The sequence below is a fragment of the Rhizobium phaseoli genome (assembly GCF_010668805.1).
Classification (GTDB): Bacteria; Pseudomonadota; Alphaproteobacteria; order Rhizobiales; family Rhizobiaceae; genus Rhizobium; species Rhizobium phaseoli_A.
This window is the reverse complement of the sequence record NZ_WUFT01000037.1, coordinates 1-21,036: the sequence shown is the minus strand read 5'-3', so window position 1 is coordinate 21,036 and position 21,036 is coordinate 1. Positions and strand designations below refer to the sequence as shown.

At 58.3% G+C, this 21,036-nt stretch carries 17 protein-coding genes and 4 pseudogenes; 4 read left to right on the top strand and 17 right to left on the bottom strand.

Annotated elements, in window-relative coordinates; all coding sequences use genetic code 11:
- Window positions 1-21 precede the first annotated feature (21 nt).
- The 9 genes and pseudogenes from GR197_RS30570 to GR197_RS30530 all read right to left on the bottom strand — a co-directional run bounded on the left by GR197_RS30570 (window position 22) and on the right by GR197_RS30530 (window position 8,402).
- On the bottom strand, window positions 22-903 hold the full coding sequence (locus GR197_RS30570; protein ID WP_164016343.1) for an ABC transporter permease: 882 nt from the start codon (window positions 901-903) through the stop codon (window positions 22-24).
- Between the two features lie 10 nt (window positions 904-913).
- Window positions 914-1,732: an ABC transporter ATP-binding protein gene (locus GR197_RS30565; RefSeq protein WP_164016342.1), complete on the bottom strand. Its 819-nt coding sequence runs from the start codon at window positions 1,730-1,732 to the stop codon at window positions 914-916.
- Window positions 1,733-1,825: 93 nt separating this feature from the next.
- Window positions 1,826-2,839, bottom strand: a complete 1,014-nt coding sequence (locus tag GR197_RS30560; RefSeq protein ID WP_164016340.1) for an ABC transporter substrate-binding protein — start codon at window positions 2,837-2,839, stop codon at window positions 1,826-1,828.
- Window positions 2,840-3,070: 231 nt separating this feature from the next.
- On the bottom strand, window positions 3,071-3,706 hold the full coding sequence (locus tag GR197_RS32935; RefSeq protein WP_246724733.1) for a sensor histidine kinase: 636 nt from the start codon (window positions 3,704-3,706) through the stop codon (window positions 3,071-3,073).
- Between the two features lie 132 nt (window positions 3,707-3,838).
- Window positions 3,839-4,326 (bottom strand): annotated as a pseudogene (locus GR197_RS32930) (glycosyltransferase); the annotation flags it as partial.
- A 228-nt stretch (window positions 4,327-4,554) separates the two neighbouring features.
- Window positions 4,555-5,811 (bottom strand): cation:proton antiporter, encoded by a 1,257-nt coding sequence (locus tag GR197_RS30545; protein ID WP_164016338.1) that lies wholly within the window; start codon window positions 5,809-5,811, stop codon window positions 4,555-4,557.
- Window positions 5,812-5,860: 49 nt separating this feature from the next.
- Window positions 5,861-6,943: pseudogene (locus GR197_RS30540) on the bottom strand (KUP/HAK/KT family potassium transporter); the annotation flags it as partial.
- 47 nt (window positions 6,944-6,990) lie between these two features.
- Window positions 6,991-7,761 (bottom strand): phosphotransferase enzyme family protein, encoded by a 771-nt coding sequence (locus GR197_RS30535; protein WP_164016336.1) that lies wholly within the window; start codon window positions 7,759-7,761, stop codon window positions 6,991-6,993.
- Window positions 7,758-8,402 (bottom strand): recombinase family protein, encoded by a 645-nt coding sequence (locus GR197_RS30530; RefSeq protein ID WP_164016334.1) that lies wholly within the window; start codon window positions 8,400-8,402, stop codon window positions 7,758-7,760. The genes GR197_RS30535 and GR197_RS30530 overlap by 4 nt, the downstream gene beginning before the upstream one ends.
- A gap of 129 nt (window positions 8,403-8,531) precedes the next feature.
- Here GR197_RS30530 and GR197_RS30525 point away from each other — a divergent pair, with 129 nt between their 5' ends.
- Window positions 8,532-11,504, top strand: coding sequence for a Tn3 family transposase (locus GR197_RS30525; RefSeq protein ID WP_164016355.1), 2,973 nt, complete (start codon window positions 8,532-8,534; stop codon window positions 11,502-11,504).
- A 33-nt stretch (window positions 11,505-11,537) separates the two neighbouring features.
- On the opposite strand, the gene GR197_RS30520 is transcribed toward GR197_RS30525, so the two are convergent.
- From GR197_RS30520 to GR197_RS30510, 3 genes are read right to left on the bottom strand one after another with little or no spacing between them, the layout of a single operon-like run.
- Window positions 11,538-12,119, bottom strand: coding sequence for a carbohydrate ABC transporter permease (locus GR197_RS30520; protein WP_246724732.1), 582 nt, complete (start codon window positions 12,117-12,119; stop codon window positions 11,538-11,540).
- A gap of 56 nt (window positions 12,120-12,175) precedes the next feature.
- Window positions 12,176-13,438: an extracellular solute-binding protein gene (locus GR197_RS30515; RefSeq protein WP_018480549.1), complete on the bottom strand. Its 1,263-nt coding sequence runs from the start codon at window positions 13,436-13,438 to the stop codon at window positions 12,176-12,178.
- A gap of 47 nt (window positions 13,439-13,485) precedes the next feature.
- A complete protein-coding gene (locus tag GR197_RS30510) occupies window positions 13,486-14,781 on the bottom strand; it encodes a glycoside hydrolase family 30 protein (RefSeq protein ID WP_018480550.1) in 1,296 nt (431 codons plus the stop codon).
- Between the two features lie 252 nt (window positions 14,782-15,033).
- On the opposite strand from GR197_RS30510, the gene GR197_RS30505 reads away from it, so the two are divergent.
- Window positions 15,034-16,200 (top strand): ROK family transcriptional regulator, encoded by a 1,167-nt coding sequence (locus tag GR197_RS30505; protein WP_026236621.1) that lies wholly within the window; start codon window positions 15,034-15,036, stop codon window positions 16,198-16,200.
- Between the two features lie 74 nt (window positions 16,201-16,274).
- Window positions 16,275-16,631 (top strand): hypothetical protein, encoded by a 357-nt coding sequence (locus tag GR197_RS30500; RefSeq protein WP_018480551.1) that lies wholly within the window; start codon window positions 16,275-16,277, stop codon window positions 16,629-16,631.
- 9 nt (window positions 16,632-16,640) lie between these two features.
- Here GR197_RS30500 and GR197_RS32925 read toward each other — a convergent pair whose 3' ends face one another.
- The 5 genes and pseudogenes from GR197_RS32925 to GR197_RS30480 all read right to left on the bottom strand — a co-directional run.
- On the bottom strand, window positions 16,641-16,790 hold the full coding sequence (locus tag GR197_RS32925; RefSeq protein ID WP_226306680.1) for a helix-turn-helix domain-containing protein: 150 nt from the start codon (window positions 16,788-16,790) through the stop codon (window positions 16,641-16,643).
- Window positions 16,791-17,166: 376 nt separating this feature from the next.
- Window positions 17,167-17,544: pseudogene (locus GR197_RS32920) on the bottom strand (hypothetical protein); the annotation flags it as partial.
- Window positions 17,545-17,639: 95 nt separating this feature from the next.
- Window positions 17,640-18,212 carry an S-(hydroxymethyl)glutathione synthase gene (gene gfa, locus GR197_RS30490; protein WP_130763002.1) on the bottom strand — a complete coding sequence of 191 codons (573 nt, stop codon included), beginning with the start codon at window positions 18,210-18,212 and terminating at the stop codon, window positions 17,640-17,642.
- A 54-nt stretch (window positions 18,213-18,266) separates the two neighbouring features.
- On the bottom strand, window positions 18,267-19,103 hold the full coding sequence (fghA, locus tag GR197_RS30485; protein ID WP_018480244.1) for an S-formylglutathione hydrolase: 837 nt from the start codon (window positions 19,101-19,103) through the stop codon (window positions 18,267-18,269).
- Window positions 19,104-19,106: 3 nt separating this feature from the next.
- Window positions 19,107-19,637 (bottom strand): annotated as a pseudogene (locus GR197_RS30480) (zinc-binding dehydrogenase); the annotation flags it as partial.
- A gap of 77 nt (window positions 19,638-19,714) precedes the next feature.
- On the opposite strand from GR197_RS30480, the gene GR197_RS30475 reads away from it, so the two are divergent.
- Window positions 19,715-20,704, top strand: a complete 990-nt coding sequence (locus tag GR197_RS30475; protein ID WP_131711132.1) for an IS5 family transposase — start codon at window positions 19,715-19,717, stop codon at window positions 20,702-20,704.
- The last annotated feature ends 332 nt before the right edge of the window (window positions 20,705-21,036 follow it).

Genomic DNA, 21,036 nt, shown 5'->3' with positions numbered 1-21,036 from the left:
TGTGCTGATTCCCTGGGAGGATCATTGAATGTCGAGGCTCTGCTGCGGGCGCCACTTCGCCAAGCGATTTTCGATATGCGTCATGATGAATTCCGCGATCAGCGTTACGATCATCACAAGGACGATCGCGGCATACATACCTGCAGCGTCGAAGGTACCCTTGGCGATTGAAATCAGCTGGCCGATACCGAAGCGGGCGCCGACAAACTCCCCGACGATAGCGCCGATGATGGCAAAACCGAAGGAGACGTGAAGGCTCGCAAAAATCCAACTCATGGCCGAAGGAACGATCACGGCCCGCGTGACCTGCCAATCAGAAGCACCGAGGATCCTCGCATTGGCGATCATGTTGCGGTCGGCTTCACGAACCCCCTGGAACGCATTGGCGAACACGACGAAGAATACCATGATGAAGGCAAGCGCCACTTTGGATGGCAGGCCAAGGCCGAGGATCATGATGAAGATCGGTGCCAGAACCACACGCGGAATGGAATTGATCGCCTTGATATAGACCGACAGAACATCCGACAGAAAACGGTTGCGACCGAGGCTTACACCAACGATGACGCCGGTAATGGAGCCGCAGAAAAAGCCAATCAGAGCCTCTTCCATCGTCACCCAGAGGTTGTACCAAAGTGAACCTTCACTGGTCCCGTTGACCGCCCAATCGTAGAGACGAAAGATAATGTCGCTCGGGCTGGAGTAGAAAAACGGGTCGATCCAAAGCAGGTTGGATGACAGCTGCCAGAGTGCCACAACCGCGACGAAGATCCCGATCTGCAGCGACAGAACCTGCTGCTTACGTCTCTTGATCGCGCGGAGCGCTGCGGCCTCGATTTCGGAATCCGATGTGCCGGGGCGAAATACGACGGCCGGTACGTCGTCTGCGATGATGTTTGCCATGCTTGTCTCCTTACGCAGCTTCGCTGGAACGGCGATAGCTGGCCTCGACCTCCTGGCGGAGATCCTCCCAGATCGTCTTGCAATAGTCGATGAAGCGCGGCTCGTAGCGAATTTTCGACACGACACGCGGGCGTGGAAGCTCGATCGTGTAGACGGACTTGACCGTGGCTGGGCCGGCTGTGAGCACATAGACCTTGTCGGCAAGCGCGACGGCTTCCTCCAGATCATGGGTCACGAAAACGACCGAAGCTTTCCGCTCCGCCCACAGTCTCAACAATTCCTCGTGCATCACGGTGCGGGTCTGCACGTCGAGCGCCGAGAAGGGTTCATCCATCAGCAGGATTTCCGGCTCGTTGATGAAGGTCTGCGCCAACGATACGCGCTTGCGCATACCGCCCGAAAGCTGATGCGGATAGTGATGCAGAAACTTTGAAAGGCCGACGCGCTGAAGCCAGCGTTTGGCGCTATCTTCTGCTTCCGTCCTACTCTTGCCGCGAAACAGGGGGCCGGTCATAACATTGTCGATGACATTCCTCCAGGGAAAGAGCGCGTCCGTTTGGAAAACGAAGCCGACGCGCGGATCAATACCGTCAACCGGTCCGCCCATCAGCCTGACCTCGCCGGCGCTCGGCCGCGCAAGACCCGTTACCAGGTTAAGCGTGGTGGATTTGCCGCAGCCGGTCGGGCCTACGACAGCGACGAATTCGCCTTCTTCCACGGACATGGTGAAATCGCGCAATGCTGTCAGCGACTTGCCTGTCGGAGAGACAAAGCGCCTGCTGACATTGAGAAGCTCGATTGCCGGCTTCCGAATGCTGATGTCTGACATTGGTTTTCCTGACGCGCGCTCGTTAGGCTCGCACGCGAAGCCGAGGACATGTCCGCCGCCGGCGAACGTGCCGGAGGCGGATCTGAAAGCCGCTTACATGACCTTTTTGACGAATTCCGTGGTGTAGGTCTTCGAAAGATCGATCTGCTTGCCCTGCATATTTTTCGAGAATGAAGAAAGAACCGAGAGAACGGTCTTCGGACCATCTTCCGGCATCAGGCCATCGGCGGTAAACATCGCCTTACCTTCGTCGAGCGCTTTGACGTATCCTTCCTTGTCGCCGACGTAATATTCTTTCGGCATCTTGTCGGCGATCTCGGCGCCGGAATGCGTATTGATGAAGCGCAGCGTCTTCACGAAAGCATTCGCAAGCTTCTGGGTATCGGCCTTGTGGGCGTCGACCCATGAGGTTTCCATGTAGAGCGAGGCTGCGGGATAGGTGCCGCCGAGCGCCTGGCGTGCGCCTTCCATCGTGCGCATATCGACGAGTACTGTTGCTTCCTTGGTCTTCAGAAGACGGGAGATCGTCGGTTCTGTCGTCATGCCTACCTGGATCGCATCCTGCTGCATGGCGGCGATAAAGGTCGCGCCTGCACCGACCGGAACGGAGGTGACGTCGCCGGCCTTCAGGCCAGCCTTGTTGGCCATGTATTGGGTCAGAAAATTGGTCGAGGAACCAAGGCCGGTGACCCCAGCGCTGTGACCCTTGAAGTCAGCGATGGACTTGATTTCCGGATGCTTGGCCGAGACGAGTTCGACTTCGCCTGGAGCTTGGCTGAACTGGACGACCGATTCGACAAACTTCCCCTTGGCCTGCAGGTCGACGCAATGGTCATAGAAGCCGACAACGCCCTGGACCGCGCCGGCCAGAAGCTGGTTCTCGGCATCGACGCCGGCCGGTTCGTTCAGAAGCTCGACATCGAGGCCTTCATCCTTGAAATAGCCGAGGCCTTCAGCGAGTTTTGCTGGCAGATAGATTTGCTTCTCGTAGCCGCCGACCATCAACGTGATCTTGCCGGCTGCATGGGCAGAATTTGCTTCAAGCATCGACGCGAGCATGACGACGGACAGTGCAGCTGAATTGAATAACGTGCGTGTAGAACGCATTGGATCTCCTCCTGAGTTTCGTATCGCACTTACGTTGCCACGACGGCCACGCGCTCCTCTGCGATAAGGGCAAGATAGCTGACCCAAGCTTTCAACTAGCTTTCAGGCGGATCAAGGATGAGAAAAAAGGTGCCGACTGAAGCGCAGCGCGTATCCGCTGCTGTCAACTGGGGTACTTGCACGATCCCGATGTCGACGACCCTTAATGAGACCTAGATCCGTTGCATTTTCTCATTCAATTATCGTAATCATTCCGTTCGCAATCTCCCGCGTTAGGGGAACTAACGCGACGCCTTCGTTTGGGGCCAGCCGTACAACGAGGCATGCGATAAGACCGGGCTCATCCTCGCGCATGGCGAGTGTGAGCCGCACTTCTTGTCTTTCGGCTGCAGCTTTCGCGATCGCCAGCCCCAAGCCGCTTCCCTCGCCATCCTGAGGCATTGCCCTGAAGGACCGTTCAAAGACACGGGGCAGCTCTTCTTCCGCGATCCCGGGTCCTGTGTCGCGGATTTCGATCCGTGCTTCTTGCCCGGCGACCATCACCGCGACGTCGACGGTTCCGCTCGGTGGCGTGTACAGCACGGCGTTCTCGACCAAATTGTCGAGGATGATTTCGAGGTCGGCAAGGGCTCCGTTCGTGACGGCCTTATCCCGGCGGGTGATGCCAAGATCGATCGACCGACTGCCAGCAAGCGGTGTCAGGCGCGCGATGGTGTCGACCGCATGTTGGGCGAGGTCGATAGGCCGCGGTGCGGGCGCGGGTTCGCGGGCGTCGTAACGGGCGAGGCGCAGGAGCTTGTTTACCAGGCTTGCAGACCTTCTGATCCCGGGCCTCCAGCTCGGACAACCGGCGGGCAAATCGACCATCGCGTCGTCGTGTCGAAGGTTGTCGATTCGAATCTGGAGTACCGAGAGGGGCCTGCGCAATTCATGGGCCGCATCGGAAATGAACCGCCGCTGTCGCTCAAGCAATGACCGCAGCCGCGCGAGCAGCAGATTGATTGAGCTTATCCGGTTGAACCAGCCTAGATCTTTGAAAGGCAACATCGGGGTGGGAAAAGCGGAGGTTGGCGTAAAACCCGGCAGGGTGAGGCCAGAATAAATGGGCACTGCAGCGCCTCCGCCATATGTGGCGCCGCGATTGCTTTGGGATGATGCACGAAAATATCGGGCGTGAAGGCCTGGGCTGCTTTCCATTCCGCGTCGAACAGGCTTCGCATCATCGGACGTGCATACTTGAGCAGCTTGAAGCCGGCACTGAAGCCCTTGCCGCCGGCGATCGCCGCCTTTCCTGCCGGCGTGTTGAGAAGAGCAACAAACTCTCCGGGCAGGGGGGCGAAAGCGACGCCATAGTCCCGCACCATGCTCTCGAACTGAACGGGAGCGGCAAGCTATACTCGATGTCCTCGCTCGATCAATCCCAATGCCAGAGCGATATAGGGCTGAATGTCTCCGCGCGTGCCGAGCGTATGAATGGCTACTCTCATTGCGCCGTCACCTCGCTGGATCATCGTAGCGTGGTTGCCAATGTGACCGGGCCGCTCGGGGGCGGTCTTTGTGAACGGCCATCTCACTAGGAGCCGAACCATCCCATCGCCCCCGCGCCTACTATCGCGATTTGCGCTACGGCGAGGAGAGCCAGGACTGCGATTACGAAAGGAATCCACCTCTTGCTGATATTCATGTCGTCGTCCACTTAAAGCCACTGCGGTTCTCTACATTGAAGGGCCGGACGCCCGCAACGAGCGGCTGGCGACTTTTCCCAGTGTCAGTCCCTGAACGACGATCGTGAAGATCACGACGGCATAAGTCGCGGCAAGCAGGGCAGCCTTGAAGGGCGTTTCCGGAAGGGACAGTGCCAAGGCGATCGATATGCCGCCCCTGAGACCTCCCCAGACGAGGACGATTACCGTGCCGCGGACGAAGTCGTACTGTCTGCGGAGCAGGGTCACAGGAATGATGGTCGACGCGAAGCGGGCCGCAAGCGCCACCGGTATGGCGGCAAGGGCGAGGGGCAGGATCGTCGATTCGTAGCGCAGTACAAGGACCTCAAGTCCGATAAGGAGGAAGAGGACCGAGTTCAGGATCTGATCCACCAGGGTCCAGAAGCCGAAGAGATATCGCTGTGTCATGTCGCTGAGCGCGTCTTTCGGGCCGCGGTTGCCAACCAGGATTCCGGCGACCACGACGGCAATCGGGCCGCTCATATGCAGTGCAGAGGCGAGGGAATAACAACCCATCGCCAGCGCGATGGATATCAACACCTCGACGGGATAGTCGTCGATCGCCCTCATCGCCCGGTATGCGGCATAACCCGATACCAGGCCGACCACTGCCCCTCCCAGTGCCTCCACGACGAAGAGTTCCGCGACCTGCGCCGCGCCGACGTCTGCGCCGCCGCTCGCCAGCGCCAGCAATGCGGTGAACACGACGACCCCGACGCCGTCGTTGAACAGAGACTCACCCGCCATGTCCGTCTCGAGCGCTTGCGGAACCTTGATGGCTTTGAGCGTCGAGAGAACCGCCACCGGATCCGTGGGGCTGATCAATGCGCCGAACACCAGCGCCCACAGGAATGGCAGCTCTGTGCCAAACAGGGCCGCCAGGACCCACATCGCGATGCCGATAAGCACCGTTGATAGGAGCACGCCGATGGTGGCCATCGCACCGACGACGGCGACTCGTGACCGAAGGGCGGAAAAATCGACGTGGAGCGAGCCAGCAAACAGCAGGAAGGCGAGAAGCCCGTTCATGACGGTCGTCTGGAAATCGACCTGTCGCACAAGAGCCGCGACGTCCGCGTAGATGGAAGCATTCGGAATGGAAAGCTCCAGCAGAACCAGCAACGCCGACGCCGCAAGTCCCATCACAAGGATCCCGATCGAGGGGGGAAGCTTGAAATAGCGATGGTTGACCCAGGCAAACCCGGCGGTGAGAACCAGGAGCAACGAAATCAGATCGAACACGGACAAACTGGCGTTCCTCGCAACATGATGGGAGACCGGCGCTCATCGACAGCCGCTAGATGGTTGTCTGTAGCCCGAGTTCGACCACTCGCCCCGACGGCAGCCCGAAATAGTCTGTCGCATTGCTGGCATTCTGCGCAAGCGAGATGAACAGCCGGTCCTGCCAGAACGGCATGCCGCCTTTCTTCGACGGCAGGATCGTTCGGCGGGACAAGAAGAACGAGGTCGACATGATATCGAACTTAAGACCGAGCTTGCGGGCGAGGACGAGCGCACGAGGGATGTTGGGTGTCTCCATGTAGCCGAACGTGATCACCAACCGGCTGAAGTGGGGATTGAAGCTTTCAAGGGAGATTTTCTCATCCTCCGGGACGAACGGCATAGTCGAAGTGACGACGCTGAGAATGACGTTCTGCTCATGGAGCACCTTGTAGTGTTTCAGGCTATGGAGAAGGGCGGTCGGCGCGCCTTCGATGTCGCTTGTCAAGAACATCGCAGTCCCAGGCACCGTGGGCGGCTTCTTCCGGGCCAGATTGTCAATGATCGCCGAAAGTGGGATTTCGTCGGCCTTGGTGCGAGCAGCAAGCAGCCGACGTCCCGCCGTCCATGTCTGCATTACGAGCGCCATCGTTGTCGCCACCGCAACGGGAACCCATCCGCCTTCTGCGAACTTCGCGATGTTGGCGGCTAGAAATCCGGCGTCGATCAGTGACATTGGTACAATGACGGCAAGAGCGGTCGCCAACCTCCAACTCCAGATCCGGCGCATCACGATGAACAGGAGGATCGAAGTGATTAACATTTCGCCTGTCACGGCGATACCGTAGGCGGCGGAAAGGCCGCTTGAGTTTCGGAAGAAGAGCACAAGTGCAGCCACGAAGATGAACAGCAGGTTGTTCACCTGCGGCATGAAGATCTGTCCGGATTGCGTTTCGGAGGTGTGGAGGATGCGCAGGCGCGGAAGCAGGTTGAGGTGCATCGCTTGGCGGACGAGGGAATAAGCGCCGGAAATCACCGCCTGACTGGCGATGACCGTTGCCGCGGTCGCCAGACAGACCATGGGGATTCTCGCCCACTCCGGATGCATGCTAAAAAAGGGATGCTCGGCCATCTCGGGATTGGCGAGCACGAATGGCCCCCGAACATTAAAGGGGCACAGATATACGGGATGGTTTTCATTTCTGGTCAGCCGAGTGCTGACAACAGCCGATCACGATTTTTCTGCACGTACTCTATGTCCCTGAGGTATATGGCGGCGTCGCCAGCCTCCACGTCCTCCACGAAGGTTAAGTCTCCCGCTTCTGCTCTTGAATGCATGAAATCCACCAATGCTTGCAGTCGTCCGCAGATCGCCTCCGGAAGCCTGAGCTTTTCGTCGGCTGTCGCGCCATAGGATGCACAAAAGATGCTTGCGCGATGCAATTGTTCACGGACATCTAACACAACGCCTTGGTTGGAGGGGTCAGACAATGGCGCCCATCTGTAAACTGCATATGCCAGATCCCATAAGGCTGGCGCTGGATGTGCGGTGTCGAAATCAATGATCCCCACAGCCACATCGCCCTCAGTTGCGACATTGTAGGGTGCAAAGTCACCGTGGCAGATAATCTCGGGAGGTTCTTGTGGTGGTAGCATCCACGTCTGGATCTCGCGATCAACGTCCAGGAACCCACGCGAAGCTGAATGGAATTTGCGCAGAAGCTCGCCTGCAGAGTGTAGCATCCGCTCCGAACCAACAAATCGATCCGCCAAATTCTCACAAACGCGCCCTTCGACGTAACTTACGGTTTCTTGATGTTTCGTTAGTTCGACAGGAATTGGTGCAGCAGTAAAGCCGCTGTTTTGCAAATGGCGCAAGAACCGATGCACTGTCGGCGTCCAAGGACCAGATGGCCTCCTGACGGTATTTCCGTCGCGCCAAATCTGCCCTGCTCGCCCTCCCTCCAATTCTTTCATTTTCTTACTCCCAAAGTGATCTTTTTCCGTCCGAGCAGACGTTCACCATCGCCCCGCAACTCACCCTTGGGGCCAACAAACCGGTATAAGGTCTGACGGGTGATGCCGAGTTCTGCGCAGAGATCGGCCACCTTCGTCTCAGGTTTTCCCATCATTGCTTGAGCAAGGCGTACTTTCGCGGGGGTCATTTTGAATGGCGCCCCGCCATTCCGGCCACGCGCTCGGGCTGCCGCTAGGCCTGCTTTGGTCCGCTCGATGATCAGTGCCCGCTCAAATTCGGCAAGAGCGGCAAATATTCCGAACACCAGCCGGCCGTTCGCTGTGGAAGTGTCGATCGATGCGCCTTCGCCTGCGAGTACTTTCAGACCGATGTTCCTCTTTGTGAGGTCGTCCACGAGATTGACGAGGTGACGCAGGTCACGACCGAGACGGTCAAGCTTCCAGACCGCGAGCGTGTCGCCAGCGCGCAGCGCCTTCAAGCAAGCCGCTAGACCGGGACGATCATCTTGCTTGCCCGAGGCGGAATCCTCATAGACGTTATCGACCTCGACGCCAGCCTTGATCAGCGCATCGCGCTGGAGGTCATGGACTTGGCTGCCGTCGGCTTTCGACACCCGCGCATATCCGATCAGAGCTGTCATTTATACGTCCGTCTGTGTGACAATTTTCATTTCGCGGCGGCAAAGCCTGTAGATTGTCACATAACCCGTCTTGCAATGTAAGCTCTGTGAACGGTTATCTCCGGTCTTTTTGTGACAGATGGAGTGCCGATGCCTCGCCGAATGATTTTGACGGATGCCGAACGGCAAAGTTTTCTCGCCCTGCCCGCCGACGACGACACCCTGATCCGCCATTGGAGCCTCAATGACGAAGACCAGCGTCTTCTCGAAACACGCCGGCGTGACGATACTCGGTTGGGTTTGGCCCTTCAGCTCTGTGCCCTTCGCTATCCCGGACGACTGATCCAGCGTGGGGAGGTGATCCCGGAGAGCGCGCTCGCCTTTCTGGCCGAGCAGCTCAGCATCGAACCAGAGGCGCTGGCAAGTTTCGCACGAAGAACGCCCACGCGCTACGAACAACTGGCCATCCTACGTCAACACTACGGGTTCACCGAACTGAGCCACCCCCTACGAGCTGACCTGCTTGCTTTCGCGCGAGGTGTGGCGATCGCCTCGACCAAGGACAAATTCGTTGTCACAGCGCTCGCCGATGAGATGCGCCGTCGGCGTATTGTCATTCCCGGCATCACGGTGATCGAACGGTTGGCAGGGCAAGCCTGCACCGAAGCGGAGGAAGCGCTGTTCGCCGATGTTGCCGCGAGACTGCCTCCAGATCTGGTCGTCAGGATGGAGGCCTTGTTGGGTATGGGACCGCGTATCCGTCAAAGTGGGATCTCCTGGTTACGCGAACCGCCCGGAAAAGCCGGCGAAGCTGCCATGCGAGGATTGATTGATCGGCTTGAGGCGGTGCGTCATGTCGGGCTTTCCAACAATGTGCTCCAGGTCGTCCCTGCCCACCGTGTGCGTCGCATGGCACAGGAAGGTCGCCGCCTGACAGCCCAGAATTTCGAGCAAATGCGGTCAGGCCGCCGGTATGCAACACTTGTAGCCTTCCTTCTGGAGATGGAAATTGCGCTCACTGATGCAGCGATCGGCATGTTCGAGGTCCTGATTGGCAAGTCATTCCGGCGGGCAGAGGCTGAGCGCGACAGGCAACTACTGGAAAATGCCTCATCGGCGACATCGGCTCTGGATTTCTTCGTAAGCTTCGGAGAGGCGATTTCCACCAAACGCGAAACCGGGCTTTCCCTGGATGAGGCAGTCAACGCTGTCAGCAGTTGGGACCAGTTGATGCAGGCGACCGCAGCTGCAAAAGCGGCCTCTCGTACCCGCAAAGATGACGATCTGATCGCCTACCTGCCGGCCCAATATGCGCGCATCCGGCGGTTCTCAGCTCCGTTCCTGACAGCGTTCACCTTCGAGGGGAACCGTCAAAACCGCGACTTCATCGGCATCGTGATGCAAATGAAGGTCGCAGGAAAAGGTCGCCGTCGCTCGACAAATCCGCCCTGGATTGCGAACGCGCGCGATCTGGTCGACAAGCGCTGGATCAAGATAATCCTGGCAGCGGACGGCTCGATCGATCAGAGAATGCTGGAACTCTTCATCATTGTCGAACTGAAGAACCGGATTGCTGCCAACGAGATCTGGATAAAAGGGTCGCGCACCTACCGCGCGCTCGACGAGGACATGATCTCGCACCAGACCTATGCCATCATCAAGGCCGAGGCCCGAATCCCCGTCGCAATTCCGATCGATGTCGAGATCTATCTCGCTCAGAAAGCCGAAGCGCTGGACCAGAAACTGCGCGAGGCAGCGAACCGTTTGGAGACCGGTCGGGGCGACACGCGCATCGGCGCAAAGGGGTTGCGAGTACCCGCGGTCAAAACCGCCGAGACCGAAGCTGCACTCGCATTCGCAAAACGAGTGGCAGCAGCCATGCCGCCGATCCGGCTGACGGACCTCGTCGCCGATATTGATCGAATGACCGGCTTCAGCTCCCTGTTTGAGCATCTTCAGACCGGACGGACGCCGAACGACATGCGTGTGTTCTATGCAGCGCTCATCGCCGAAGCCACAAATCTCGGCTTTTCGAAGATGGCGCTCGCCTGCCCCGGCATAACACGCCGCCAGCTACAGCAGATGGCGATATGGCACTTCAGGGAGGAGACGTTCACCCTGGCGCTTGCCAAGCTCGTCGAGGCCCAACATGCCGCCCCGTTCGCGGCCGTCTTTGGTTCTCACACCGTCTCCTCCTCCGATGGACAGCATATCCATCTTGGCGATGGCGGTGAAGTCGCCGGCGGTGTCAACGGTCATTACGGAACCAACCCGATCATCAAGCTCTACACGGCGATCTCGGGCCGCTATGCTCCGTTCCACACAAAGATCATCGCTGCGACGGCAAGCGAAGCGGTCCATGTTCTCGATGCTCTTCTTGAAACCGATGCAGGTCTCAATATCGTCCGCCATCACGTCGATGGCGGCGGCGTCAGCGATCTCGTCTTTGCATTCTGCCATGCGCTCGGCTTTGCTTTCGTGCCTCGCATTCCCGATCTCGATGGGCGATGCCTCTATGGCTTTAGGCCTGCAAAACAGTATGGCATTCTTCAGAATGTCATGGGCGACCGCATCGACGCCGACCTGATCCGGGTGCATTGGGACGATATTTTGCGCCTGATGACCTCGTTGCAAACGCGCACCGTCAGTGCCTCGCTCATGCTCAAGCGATTGTCCGCAACCACGAGGCAGAGCGGTCTCGCCCAGGCGCTACGTCACATGGGCCGGATCGAGCGGACCCTGTTCACGCTCGACTGGATCAATGACGAGGATCTTCGGAAGACAACAACTGCAGAGCTGAATAAAGGGGAGAGCCGCAACAGTCTCGTGCGTGCCGTCAATCTCCACCGTCTCGGCCGGTTCCGTGATCGAAGCCAGGAAAACTTGTCAATCCGAGCGTCGGCCCTCAATCTGATCGTCACCGCTATCATTCACTGGAACACGATCTATACGGGCCGTGTCGTCGATGTCCTTCGAAATACCGGGCAGCCAGTCGCCGAGCCCCTGCTTGCCAGCCTGTCGCCGCTCTCATGGGAACACGTAAATCTCACCGGTGATTACCTATGGGAAGAAAAGCCCGCGCTCGACGATACCGGCTTCCGACCCGTCTCGTTCACCTTATGATCGGCCTACCGTATATCTGTGCCCCTTTAATGTTCAGAGGCCGAAAATCATCATGTGGAACCCGAAATATTTCCACACCACCACCAGCGTGATGGCGAGAAAGGCCCAAGTGCGATCGGCGAGAATGAAGACGGGGGCCATCCCGAGCGACTTGAACACGGCGCTCGCGACGCCAGAATTACCGTCGAAGACGAAGCTCCAGATCAATCCGGAGGCGATTTCCGCCAGGATGTAGGGCAGGAAGAAGACCAGCCGGAACAACGTATTCGCGGGCGTCTTCTCATAGATCATCAGCGCGAGGCCGAGTGCGAGCGGCAGCTGGATGAACAGCGAAACAGCGAGCACGATCAATGTGTTGCGAACGGACTGCCAGAAGATGCCGTGATTGAGGACCTGGCGGAAATTATCGACCCCGACGAAATCAGTTGGCGTGCCGTAGCCGTTCCATTTGAACAGGCTGTAATAGGCCGCATCGAACAGCGGCAAGGCGACGAAGAGGGTAAAGAGCAGGACGGCTGGCGGCAGCATGAGAAGGACTGCCTGGCCTTTGCTGGACATGAGGTCGGCGAATATCGAGTTGGATTTCTGCATTCGTATGGGTGTTGCATGGGACATGGCTTCGCTCCACTGGATGGGGCCGGCAGGTCAATCCTGCCGGCGAGATGCGAAATTCAACGAACGGACCACGCGTCCTGGACCGTTTTCGCGGCCTCTTCCGGAGTTGCCGCGCCCTGTGCGATATCAGCTGCGGCATCGTTGATGGTCGCCCCGACATCCGATCCCAACGCCTGATCGAGGAAGATCTGGTGGAAGCTGGAGGCAACCAGGGCGGCCGACATCTGCTTGAAGAAGGGATTGCTCATCCGCTCATCCGCACCCTTGGTTACGGGAATGAAGAGGCCCTCAGCGCCGGCTTTTGCCTGGTTCTCCTTGTTGGAGAGATATTTCAGGAATTCGACCGCTTCGGGCTTCGCACCGGAGACCACGGCAAACCCATTGATGCCGCCGAAGGTATCGGTTGCCTGCCCGGCACCGCCGGCAACAGTCGGGAACCGGATAGTCACCATCTTTTCGTCAGGGATACCCTTGCCCGTTGCGGAGTTCTGCTTGGCTGTGCCGTAATCCCAGTCGCCCATCAGGTGGAAAATACCCTTCCCGTCGCCGAACATGCCTGTCGCCTGCTCGAAGGTCGTGTCCATGAAACCTGGCTGGAACGGTTCTAGATCGAGAAGTGCCTTGAAGTCCTCTCCCGCCTTGACGAAGGGTGCTGACGCAAAACCATCGCCTTCTCCTGCAATGGCCGCAGCCAATCCGTCCTTGCCCGCCTCGCGTACCATCAGGTAGCCGTAGTAGAAGTGCAGCGGCCACTTGTCCTTGCCTCCGGCGAGGATCGGCGTGATGCCGGCTTCCTTCGCCTTCTTGACCCCGGCGAGGAAGTCGTCCCACGTCTTGATGGCACCCAGATCGATACCGGCCTTGTTGGCGAGGTCGGTGTTGGTCCAGAACACAACCTCATTGGCATTGGTGGGGATTCCATAGACCTTGCCGTCGACGGTGAACGCTGCAAGGCTCGCCGCCGACAGACTATCCGCCCACTCCGGCGACATCACCGCAGTGATATCCTGCAAGACCCCGGCTTCAGCCTGCTGCGCCAGCACGCCGCCGGCCCAGCTGTAGATCAAGTCGGGCTTCGCGTCCGATTGCAGAAGCGTGCTCAGCTTTTGCTTGTAGGCTTCGTTTGCGAGGTATTCGAACGCAATGTCGACGCCGGCATGCGTCTTCTCAAATTCACTGACAACCTGGTCGTAATAGGCCTTCTCGTTGGCCGGTACTTCCGGGCGCAGGATGTTGACGGTCGTCTGCGCCAGCACGGTGGACGCGGATAGCGACAGAAAAAGCGCGGTATTCCTGAGCATGCGTATTGAAAGGTTCATGTACTTCCTCCTCAAGCAAGGCAGACGGGGATCGTCCACCAGAACAGTCAAAAACGGATTGTGTTGATCGAGCGCGCGGGCAGGGTGAATGTTGCCGTCTCCTCTCCAAGAGACAGCGGGATGTCGCGAGGTGCATCGCTTGGATTCTGGATGACGAAGATGGTCGTGCCATCAAGATTGCGGAAGGCAAGTGCGTTTGCCGCCATCGGCCCCACGGTGGCAAGCACCTGGGCGCCCGGATGGACGAAGGCGCTGAAGTGCTTCATCAGGTAGAATTCGGGATTGTAGATCACGGCCAGGTTTTCAGGATCGATGGTGATCATCGAGTTCTGCTGCCAGCCCCAGGTACTCTCTCCCTGCGGCTCAAGAACCATGTTCCAGTAGACGTAGGCTTCAGTGCCGTTTGAAACATAGTGCTGAATCAGGTCGAAGACGTGGTGAGCATGGTCCCATGTGTTGGCCCCATCGCCGCATTCGTTCTCGGTCTGAACGATCGGCAGGTCCGGAAATGCCTGACGCGTCCGCTGGACGGCATGTTTTCCGGCCCATTGAAATCCGGCCCCGGTGATGTAGGCCGCCGCCTCGGCATCGGAAAAGATCGTGCCAGCCCAGGCGTTGAAGTCGCCTCGTTCGATCGTACCCGCCCAGATTTCCGTCTTCAGGCCAGCTGCCGAGAATGCCGGTCCGAGATCATCGCGGATGAAGTCGCGCATCTTGGCTCCGGTCCAGATACAGGACGGGAATTTCTGGTCGGAGTTCGGTTCATTCTGGACATGCACGGCATCGATCGCGATGCCAACGTCGCTGTAAGCCTGGACAAATCGGACGAAATAGTCGGCGTAGGCCTTGCGGTATTCCGGCTGCCAGACAAGCGTGCCGTAATTGTGGGCCTGCGGAAATTTCATCCAGGTCGGCGGGCTCCAGGGCGAGGCAAAGAGGCTCAACTCTTCGCCCCGCATTTCCCTGGCCGCCTCGATAAACGGGATCAGATATCGATGGTCGCGTTCGATGGAGAAATCGGCCATGGCGAAGTCGCCAGCCGTTTCGTTGTGGCTGTACCAGATTTCCGAATAGTCGTTTGCGCCGATCGGCAAGCGGCAGTAGTTGAATGCACAGGCGTCCTTGGAGAAAAGGTCCGCGAGGATGGTTTGGCGCGCATTGTCGTCGACAAGCTGGAGTGCCTTCCAGCCAAGCTCGTTGAAGCAACCACCAAAGCCTTTGAAATTCTCAAGGATGGTTGTGCCAGTGGTCAACGCCGGACCGCGCATGGCACTGAGTGGCTGGTCGATTGACTTGGCGACCCATTGCTCTGTCGGAGATGTTGAAATCCAGGAAATCGTCATTGTCTCGTTCCACCTTGGGGCGCGCAGGAACCCATGGCGTGCGAAAGGGATCGCACACCACATCCGGCGCATACGTGCCTGAATATGTTCGTGTCTGCGGGTAGGCCCGCGATTTGCTGGAAGACTGTCTGGACTCCTCCCAGACGCCAATCGGCTGTGCTACAGCAACAGGAGATTGATCCTCGCAAGCTTTGTAATTCAGCTTGGGGATTATTGCAATACTTTTTTCACTTAATGAAATAAGATGGACGCATGGCACTTAAAGTCGATCAAGGCACCGCAAAGGCACTCAACCGGAGACTGGCCCTCAATCTCCTGCGCCGGGAAGGGGGCTTGAGCCGCGGGGAGCTGGCCGCAAAAACTGGCCTTAGCAATGCCGCGATAACGGGACTGGTCTCCGAGTTGATCGAGGAAGGGTTTCTGAAAGAGGGCGAGAGCACCCAAAGCACGGGCGGGCGCAAACCGGTGCTGGTCGAACTCGACTACGCCGCACGATATTCGATCGGCCTCAAGCTGATGTCGGACCGCCTTGAAGCGGTGCTTACGGATCTTTCTACAGAACCGCTGGCCACCACGGTGATCGCACTGTCAAACGTGGAGCCTGAAACCGTGGCGGAAGCATCCAAGCAGGCGGTCCGACAACTGATCCCAGACAAGGTTCTGCGCAGTGAAAAGCTAATCGGCGTGGGGCTCGCGATGCCCGGATTGATAGACGTCGAGCATGGTGTCTGTCGGGTCTCCCACCGGTTCGGCTGGCACAACGTTCCGATCGCCTCCCTCCTTGCCGAGCAGGTTCATGTTCCTGTTTGGGTCGATAACGATGTCAATGCATTCGCCATCGCCCAGCAACTGTTCGGCGCAGCACGCAGGCGCTCTTCGGCGCTCGTGCTGATCATCGGCACGGGTGTCGGGTCGGCGCTGATCTTCCATGGGCAAATCCATCGTGGCGCGCGCTTTGCGGCCGGTGAAATCGGTTTTGCCGTCGATGGCGGCGGGGTAAAACCGGACGCATTTTCGAACTGGGGCCGTCGGTTTGCGGAGCCGGCCATCGAAAGGCAGTGGGTGGAACTGTGTGCCACAAGTGCGGAGCAGAAACCGGTCGACCTGCAGGCAGCTGCAGAATCTGGGGACCCACAGGCAGTCGAACTTCTCGGTTCGATCGGTCGCGACATCGGCATCCGCCTCGTCGGCATGATAGACCTGGTCGACCCCGAGGTGGTCATTGTTGGCGGGGAAGCCATTCGGTTTGGCAAGGCTCTGATTGATCCGATGATCGAAGCAGTCAAGCAATACAGCTTTGAAGTGCCGCCGCCGATCGAGATCGACTGGGAGAACAACATCTGGTCGCGTGGCGCTTCCGCACTTGCGATCCAGAAGTTCTTCGATTTCGAAAGTGCAGACGGGGTGGCGCTGAGTTAAAACTCATCAATTTTCTTGCGCTCGTCTTCGTCATCTAGCACTACAAGCTACTGCTCAATTTCGCCGCCAAGTGCATGACCGGCGCCGACAAAGCAGAGCTGAATAAGGTCATCGCCGCTCACCAACAGGGCCGGCGCCGCGGTCAAACGAAGTTTGGCTTTCTTTTCCCAACAATTGACGACGTCGTCGCCACAGACGGAGAACGGGCCATGCTGGTGTTTCTCCAGGGCATGCGGGATCGGCCCGACGCTCATCTCTATCGACGCGAAATGTTTTACGCGATGCGATCTGCCTTGCAGAACAACGCGGCCCGCCAACTCGCTACTTTTAGCGACTCCGTCTGGGAGGTTCAGAATCGAGTTCGCCATACTGGCGACAAGTACCCGCGGCTGTTCAAAGGGCAGGAGCAGTCGCGGTTTCGGCTTGTTTAGTCAGGCATATCAGGCTGTCCCGTCAGAAGGACTCAAGCGACGCTCGTTTGGCGTGAATCCAAAGTGCTCTTTGTAACGAGCAGAGAAATGAGATTGACTGGAAAAGCCACAGATGTAGGCAACTTCGGAAATAGGAAGCGGGTAAGGCGTTCTTCCCATACGGTGCTCTCAACAGGCGATCTGCTTCGCGGAGTCGAAGTCCCATGAGTTCGCGGCCGAAAGTCGTCCCATGCATTTGGTACACTTTGTGAACATACCGCCGTGAGACCCTCAAAGAAGTAGCGGCGTGCTCAGGCGCCAGGCCGGGGTCTCGGAAATGGAGTGAAAGGAAAGACGAAAGCCGTTGAAAGGTTATATCCGATAGAGCGACTGTAGTGCTTTCGGGAACATCGCTAACGTTGCGTGTTTCTAGCATGATGCACATCAAATCGAGGATATTGTCTTCGGTCCGTTTGAGCACATGTTGGTCGACAAGCGGCACCATATTGAAAGTTTGAAGCGCTAACTGCGCCACGATCGGGACCATGCCAGAATTCGCAATGTCTCGACGGCCATAGGTTCTGTCGAGAAGCGGAAACCGCTCTCGTACACAATTCGCCGGCACCTTAATCGTTACATTCTGCGTTTTGTTGGCGATCTGGGTCCAATAGGGCTCGGACGAGTTAAGGACATACATTTCACCTGGTCCTACATCGTCCTCTATACCGAGATGGCCAAAATGTTCGCGCTCCCGCGTTGGGAATATAAATACCACGTCCTCGGTACCCGAAAGCTGCTGCTTGCGAACTGTGCGCAACGCATCGGCCGTAAATTTTGATATTCCTAGGTTGGAGAGTTGTAGGGCCGTAAGGCTGCCTTCAAACGAGCGTGGATCTAATGGGGTACAGTCTAGCGGGTAGTAAACCTCCCCCATATAGTCGCACCAACGCTGCGCGCTGCCGGCCTATCTCGATATCCGGTGGCGGCGGTTTTGTCGGGGAGCGCCGGCTCGGCGCTCCCCGGGATCGATCACGCGGCCAGGACGCCGCTCTTCTTGGCCATCCAGGTTGCGATGTAGTCCATCAGGCCGGGGTTTAGGCAATCGTAAGGCTCGATGCCGGACGTCCTTAGCTGCGCTCTGACGGCGTCCATCTTCGCGGGGTCGAAGCCGCTTTCGATGATCGACGACACGAAGGCCGCAAAGCCAGGCTTCGCCCAGCCGCTTTCCTGGAAGCGTTCCGGATGGACGAACGACAATCCCTGGAACGGATGTTCGCGCACGACCGGCCCATACATATGAACACCGCATTCCTTGCAGGCGTGGCGCTGGATCAAGGCGGCGGAATCGACGACGGCGAGCTTATCGCCATTCTCCAGGACTTCGACGCTTTCGGTCGGCGCGACCGCCACGACCGAAAAGACTGCGCCCTCGGGCTTCCAGCACTTTGTGCAGCCGCAGGCGTGATTGTGGGCGATATCGCTCTTGATCCTCACCTTCACGGGATTGCTGACGCACTTGCAGACGAGCGTCCCGCCTGCGAAAGCAGCGTCAGTCGCCCGAAAGCCTGAATCCACTGCCGGATGTATGGCTATGCTGGTCATGGGTTTCTCCTCCCCTTCTGGGCCGTTTGCGATATGCCCGGCCAAGCTCTGCAATCAGTCTCCCAACCTCCGCGCGTGCCAGCGCAGATGGTCTTCCATGAATGTCGAAATGAAGAAGTAGGAGTGGCCGTAGCCTTCCTGCATGCGAAGCCGCAGGCTGATGCCGGCCGTCTCGCAGGCTTGCCTGAGCTCTTCGGGGCGCAATCCATCCTCCAGGAAGCTATCCGCCGTGCCCTGGTCGACGAGAAATTCCGGGAAACGATGCCCGTCTTCGATCAGCGAGCAGGCATCATATGCCCGCCAGCGCGCTTCATCCGATCCGAGGTATTTCTGAAATGCCGGCTTTGACCAGCCGGAGACCGAGGGATGGCTGATCGGTGCGAAGGCCGAGCAACTGCCGAAGCGTTCGGGGTTCTTGAGCGCGATCGTGATCGCGCCATGTCCCCCCATCGAGTGACCGAAGATTCCCTGTCGCGTCATGTCGACCGGAAACTCGGCCGCGATAAGCTTCGGCAATTCGTCGACGATGTAGCTGTACATCCGATAGTTCTGTGCGAACGGCGGCTCGGTGGCGTCGACGTAGAAGCCGGCACCCTTGCCAAACTGCCAATTATCCGGTTCGTCCGGGATGGCATCGCCCCGCGGACTGGTGTCGGGGCAGACAATGACAATACCGAGTTCTGCGGCAAGACGCCGATACTCGCCCTTGTCCATGACGTTCGCATGGGTGCAGGTCAGACCGGAAAGGTACCATAGAACTGGCAGCTTCCGTCCTTTGGCCTGCGGCGGCAGGAATACCGCAAAGGTCATGTCGCAGTCGCAGACATCCGAGCGATTGACGTAAACGCCCTGGGTGCCGCCGTGAGAATTTTCGGTCGAGATGGTTTTCATGGTTCAGTACACCACCACGCCGCGGATGCTCTTGCCCGAATGCATCAGCTCGAAGCCCTTGTTGATGTCTTCGAGCGGCATGGTGTGGGTGATCATCGGATCGATCTGGATCTTGCCTTGCATGTACCATTCGACGATCTTCGGCACGTCGGTGCGCCCGCGCGCGCCGCCGAAGGCGGTGCCCATCCAGTTGCGGCCGGTGACCAGCTGGAACGGACGGGTGGAGATTTCCTGGCCGGCGCCGGCAACGCCGATGATAACCGACTTGCCCCAGCCGCGGTGCGATGCTTCCAGTGCCTGGCGCATCACCTTGGTGTTGCCGGTGCAGTCGAAGGTATAGTCAGCCCCGCCGATCAGGTCGCCGTTGCGTTTGGTCAGGTTGACGAGGTAAGGCACGATGTCGTCACCGACCTCCTTCGGATTGACGAAGTGGGTCATGCCGAACTTTTCGCCCCAGGCCTTGCGATCATTGTTGATATCGACGCCGATGATCATGTCGGCACCGGCAAGCTTCAGACCCTGAAGCACGTTGAGAGGCGTTGGTGCACGGACCAAATTTCAACAGTTTCTGCCTATGTAGCTGCGATTGAAAACAGCTTGATTGATCATCGATGCCACACAAACATAACGCCGCTCGCCGTCATCACATCGGCAAGATGAAGTTCAAGGTGACGAACTGGGCCGAGTATGATGCGGGTCTTCGCCAACGCGGCAATCTGACCGTTTGGGTGACGTCGGAGGCTGTGGACGGTTGGGCAGCGCCACGACGCAAGACAAGAGGAGGCCAAAAGCGTTATTCCGATCTGGCGATTGAGACCGCCCTGACCCTGGGGCTCGTATTCGGCTTGCGCCTGCGCCAGGCCGAGGGCTTTCTGACGTCAGTGCTGCGGCTGATGGGACTGGATCTCGCCGTTTTCGACCATACGACGCTGAGCCGTCGGGCAAACAAATGGCGATTGCCGAACAAGCGGCAAGGTCATCGGCTCCCAGGAAAAGAACCCGTCCATGTCCTCGTCGACAGCACCGGTTTGGAGATCTATGGCGCCGGCCAATGGCTGGAAGAGAAGCATGGTGCCAAGTCCCGTCGGCGATGGCGGAAACTGCATCTGGCGCTGGATGCCGACAGCGGCGAGATCATCGCTCACGTCATGACCGACCAAGATGACGGCGACGCCACGCAGGTGGGGGCGCTGCTCGACCAAATCGACGACCCCGTTGGCCAGTTCACGGCCGATGGCGCTTATGACGGCAACCCGACCTATGACGCCGTCACCAAGCATAGCGCCGGCGGCGCGGTGGTCATTCCGCCACGCGCCAATGCGGTGGAACGGCCGGACACCGATCTCTCCTGTCAACGAGACCGTCATATCGCTGCGATCAACGCCGATGGACGGATGAAATGGCAGGCCGCTACCGACTACGGCAAGCGATCTCTGGTCGAGACCGCGATCGGTCGCTATAAGTCGATCATCGGACACCGACTGAGGGCACGCTCATTCGCCGCGCAACAGACGGAAGTCGCCATCGGCTGCACCATCCTCAATCGAATGCTGGCATGCGCGCGCCCGAAATCCGTCCGGTGCGTGACAAATACCGCATAGACACAGCATCAAAGACTGGAATCCGTTCATTCATCGACCGATGCACCAACGCCTAGGCAATGACTTCAGCGGGAAAGCGATGGCGGCGATATAATGGATCACGGTCTGTCATGGCTCGTCATTCGCACATCGAATTACACATTCCGTTAAGTTGACGATGCCAGTCATAGATATATAACAGCATGTTCTCTACCGGTGATGTCCATGTAATAGCCCCGTAAATCTCCGGACACGATCTCCCACTTAACAAGTGTGCGAGGTAATGTGCCCATTATGACCAGTCACAGTCCTAAGATAGAAGTCCTGTCCGGCCCTGAGCGCCGCCGTCGCTG

Coding starts and splice junctions, on each gene's coding strand:
- GR197_RS30475 (WP_131711132.1), top strand. CDS start 19,715: ATGCCACACAAACATAACGCCGCTCGCCGTCATCACATCGGCAAGATG.
- GR197_RS30520 (WP_246724732.1), bottom strand. CDS start 12,119: ATGTCCCATGCAACACCCATACGAATGCAGAAATCCAACTCGATATTC.
- GR197_RS30530 (WP_164016334.1), bottom strand. CDS start 8,402: ATGACAGCTCTGATCGGATATGCGCGGGTGTCGAAAGCCGACGGCAGC.
- GR197_RS30565 (WP_164016342.1), bottom strand. CDS start 1,732: ATGTCAGACATCAGCATTCGGAAGCCGGCAATCGAGCTTCTCAATGTC.
- GR197_RS30500 (WP_018480551.1), top strand. CDS start 16,275: ATGACCGGCGCCGACAAAGCAGAGCTGAATAAGGTCATCGCCGCTCAC.
- fghA (WP_018480244.1), bottom strand. CDS start 19,103: ATGAAAACCATCTCGACCGAAAATTCTCACGGCGGCACCCAGGGCGTT.
- GR197_RS30560 (WP_164016340.1), bottom strand. CDS start 2,839: ATGCGTTCTACACGCACGTTATTCAATTCAGCTGCACTGTCCGTCGTC.
- GR197_RS30505 (WP_026236621.1), top strand. CDS start 15,034: ATGGCACTTAAAGTCGATCAAGGCACCGCAAAGGCACTCAACCGGAGA.
- GR197_RS30570 (WP_164016343.1), bottom strand. CDS start 903: ATGGCAAACATCATCGCAGACGACGTACCGGCCGTCGTATTTCGCCCC.
- GR197_RS30510 (WP_018480550.1), bottom strand. CDS start 14,781: ATGACGATTTCCTGGATTTCAACATCTCCGACAGAGCAATGGGTCGCC.
- gfa (WP_130763002.1), bottom strand. CDS start 18,212: ATGACCAGCATAGCCATACATCCGGCAGTGGATTCAGGCTTTCGGGCG.
- GR197_RS30525 (WP_164016355.1), top strand. CDS start 8,532: ATGCCTCGCCGAATGATTTTGACGGATGCCGAACGGCAAAGTTTTCTC.
- GR197_RS32935 (WP_246724733.1), bottom strand. CDS start 3,706: ATGGTCGATTTGCCCGCCGGTTGTCCGAGCTGGAGGCCCGGGATCAGA.
- GR197_RS30535 (WP_164016336.1), bottom strand. CDS start 7,761: ATGAAAGAATTGGAGGGAGGGCGAGCAGGGCAGATTTGGCGCGACGGA.
- GR197_RS32925 (WP_226306680.1), bottom strand. CDS start 16,790: ATGGGAAGAACGCCTTACCCGCTTCCTATTTCCGAAGTTGCCTACATC.
- GR197_RS30515 (WP_018480549.1), bottom strand. CDS start 13,438: ATGAACCTTTCAATACGCATGCTCAGGAATACCGCGCTTTTTCTGTCG.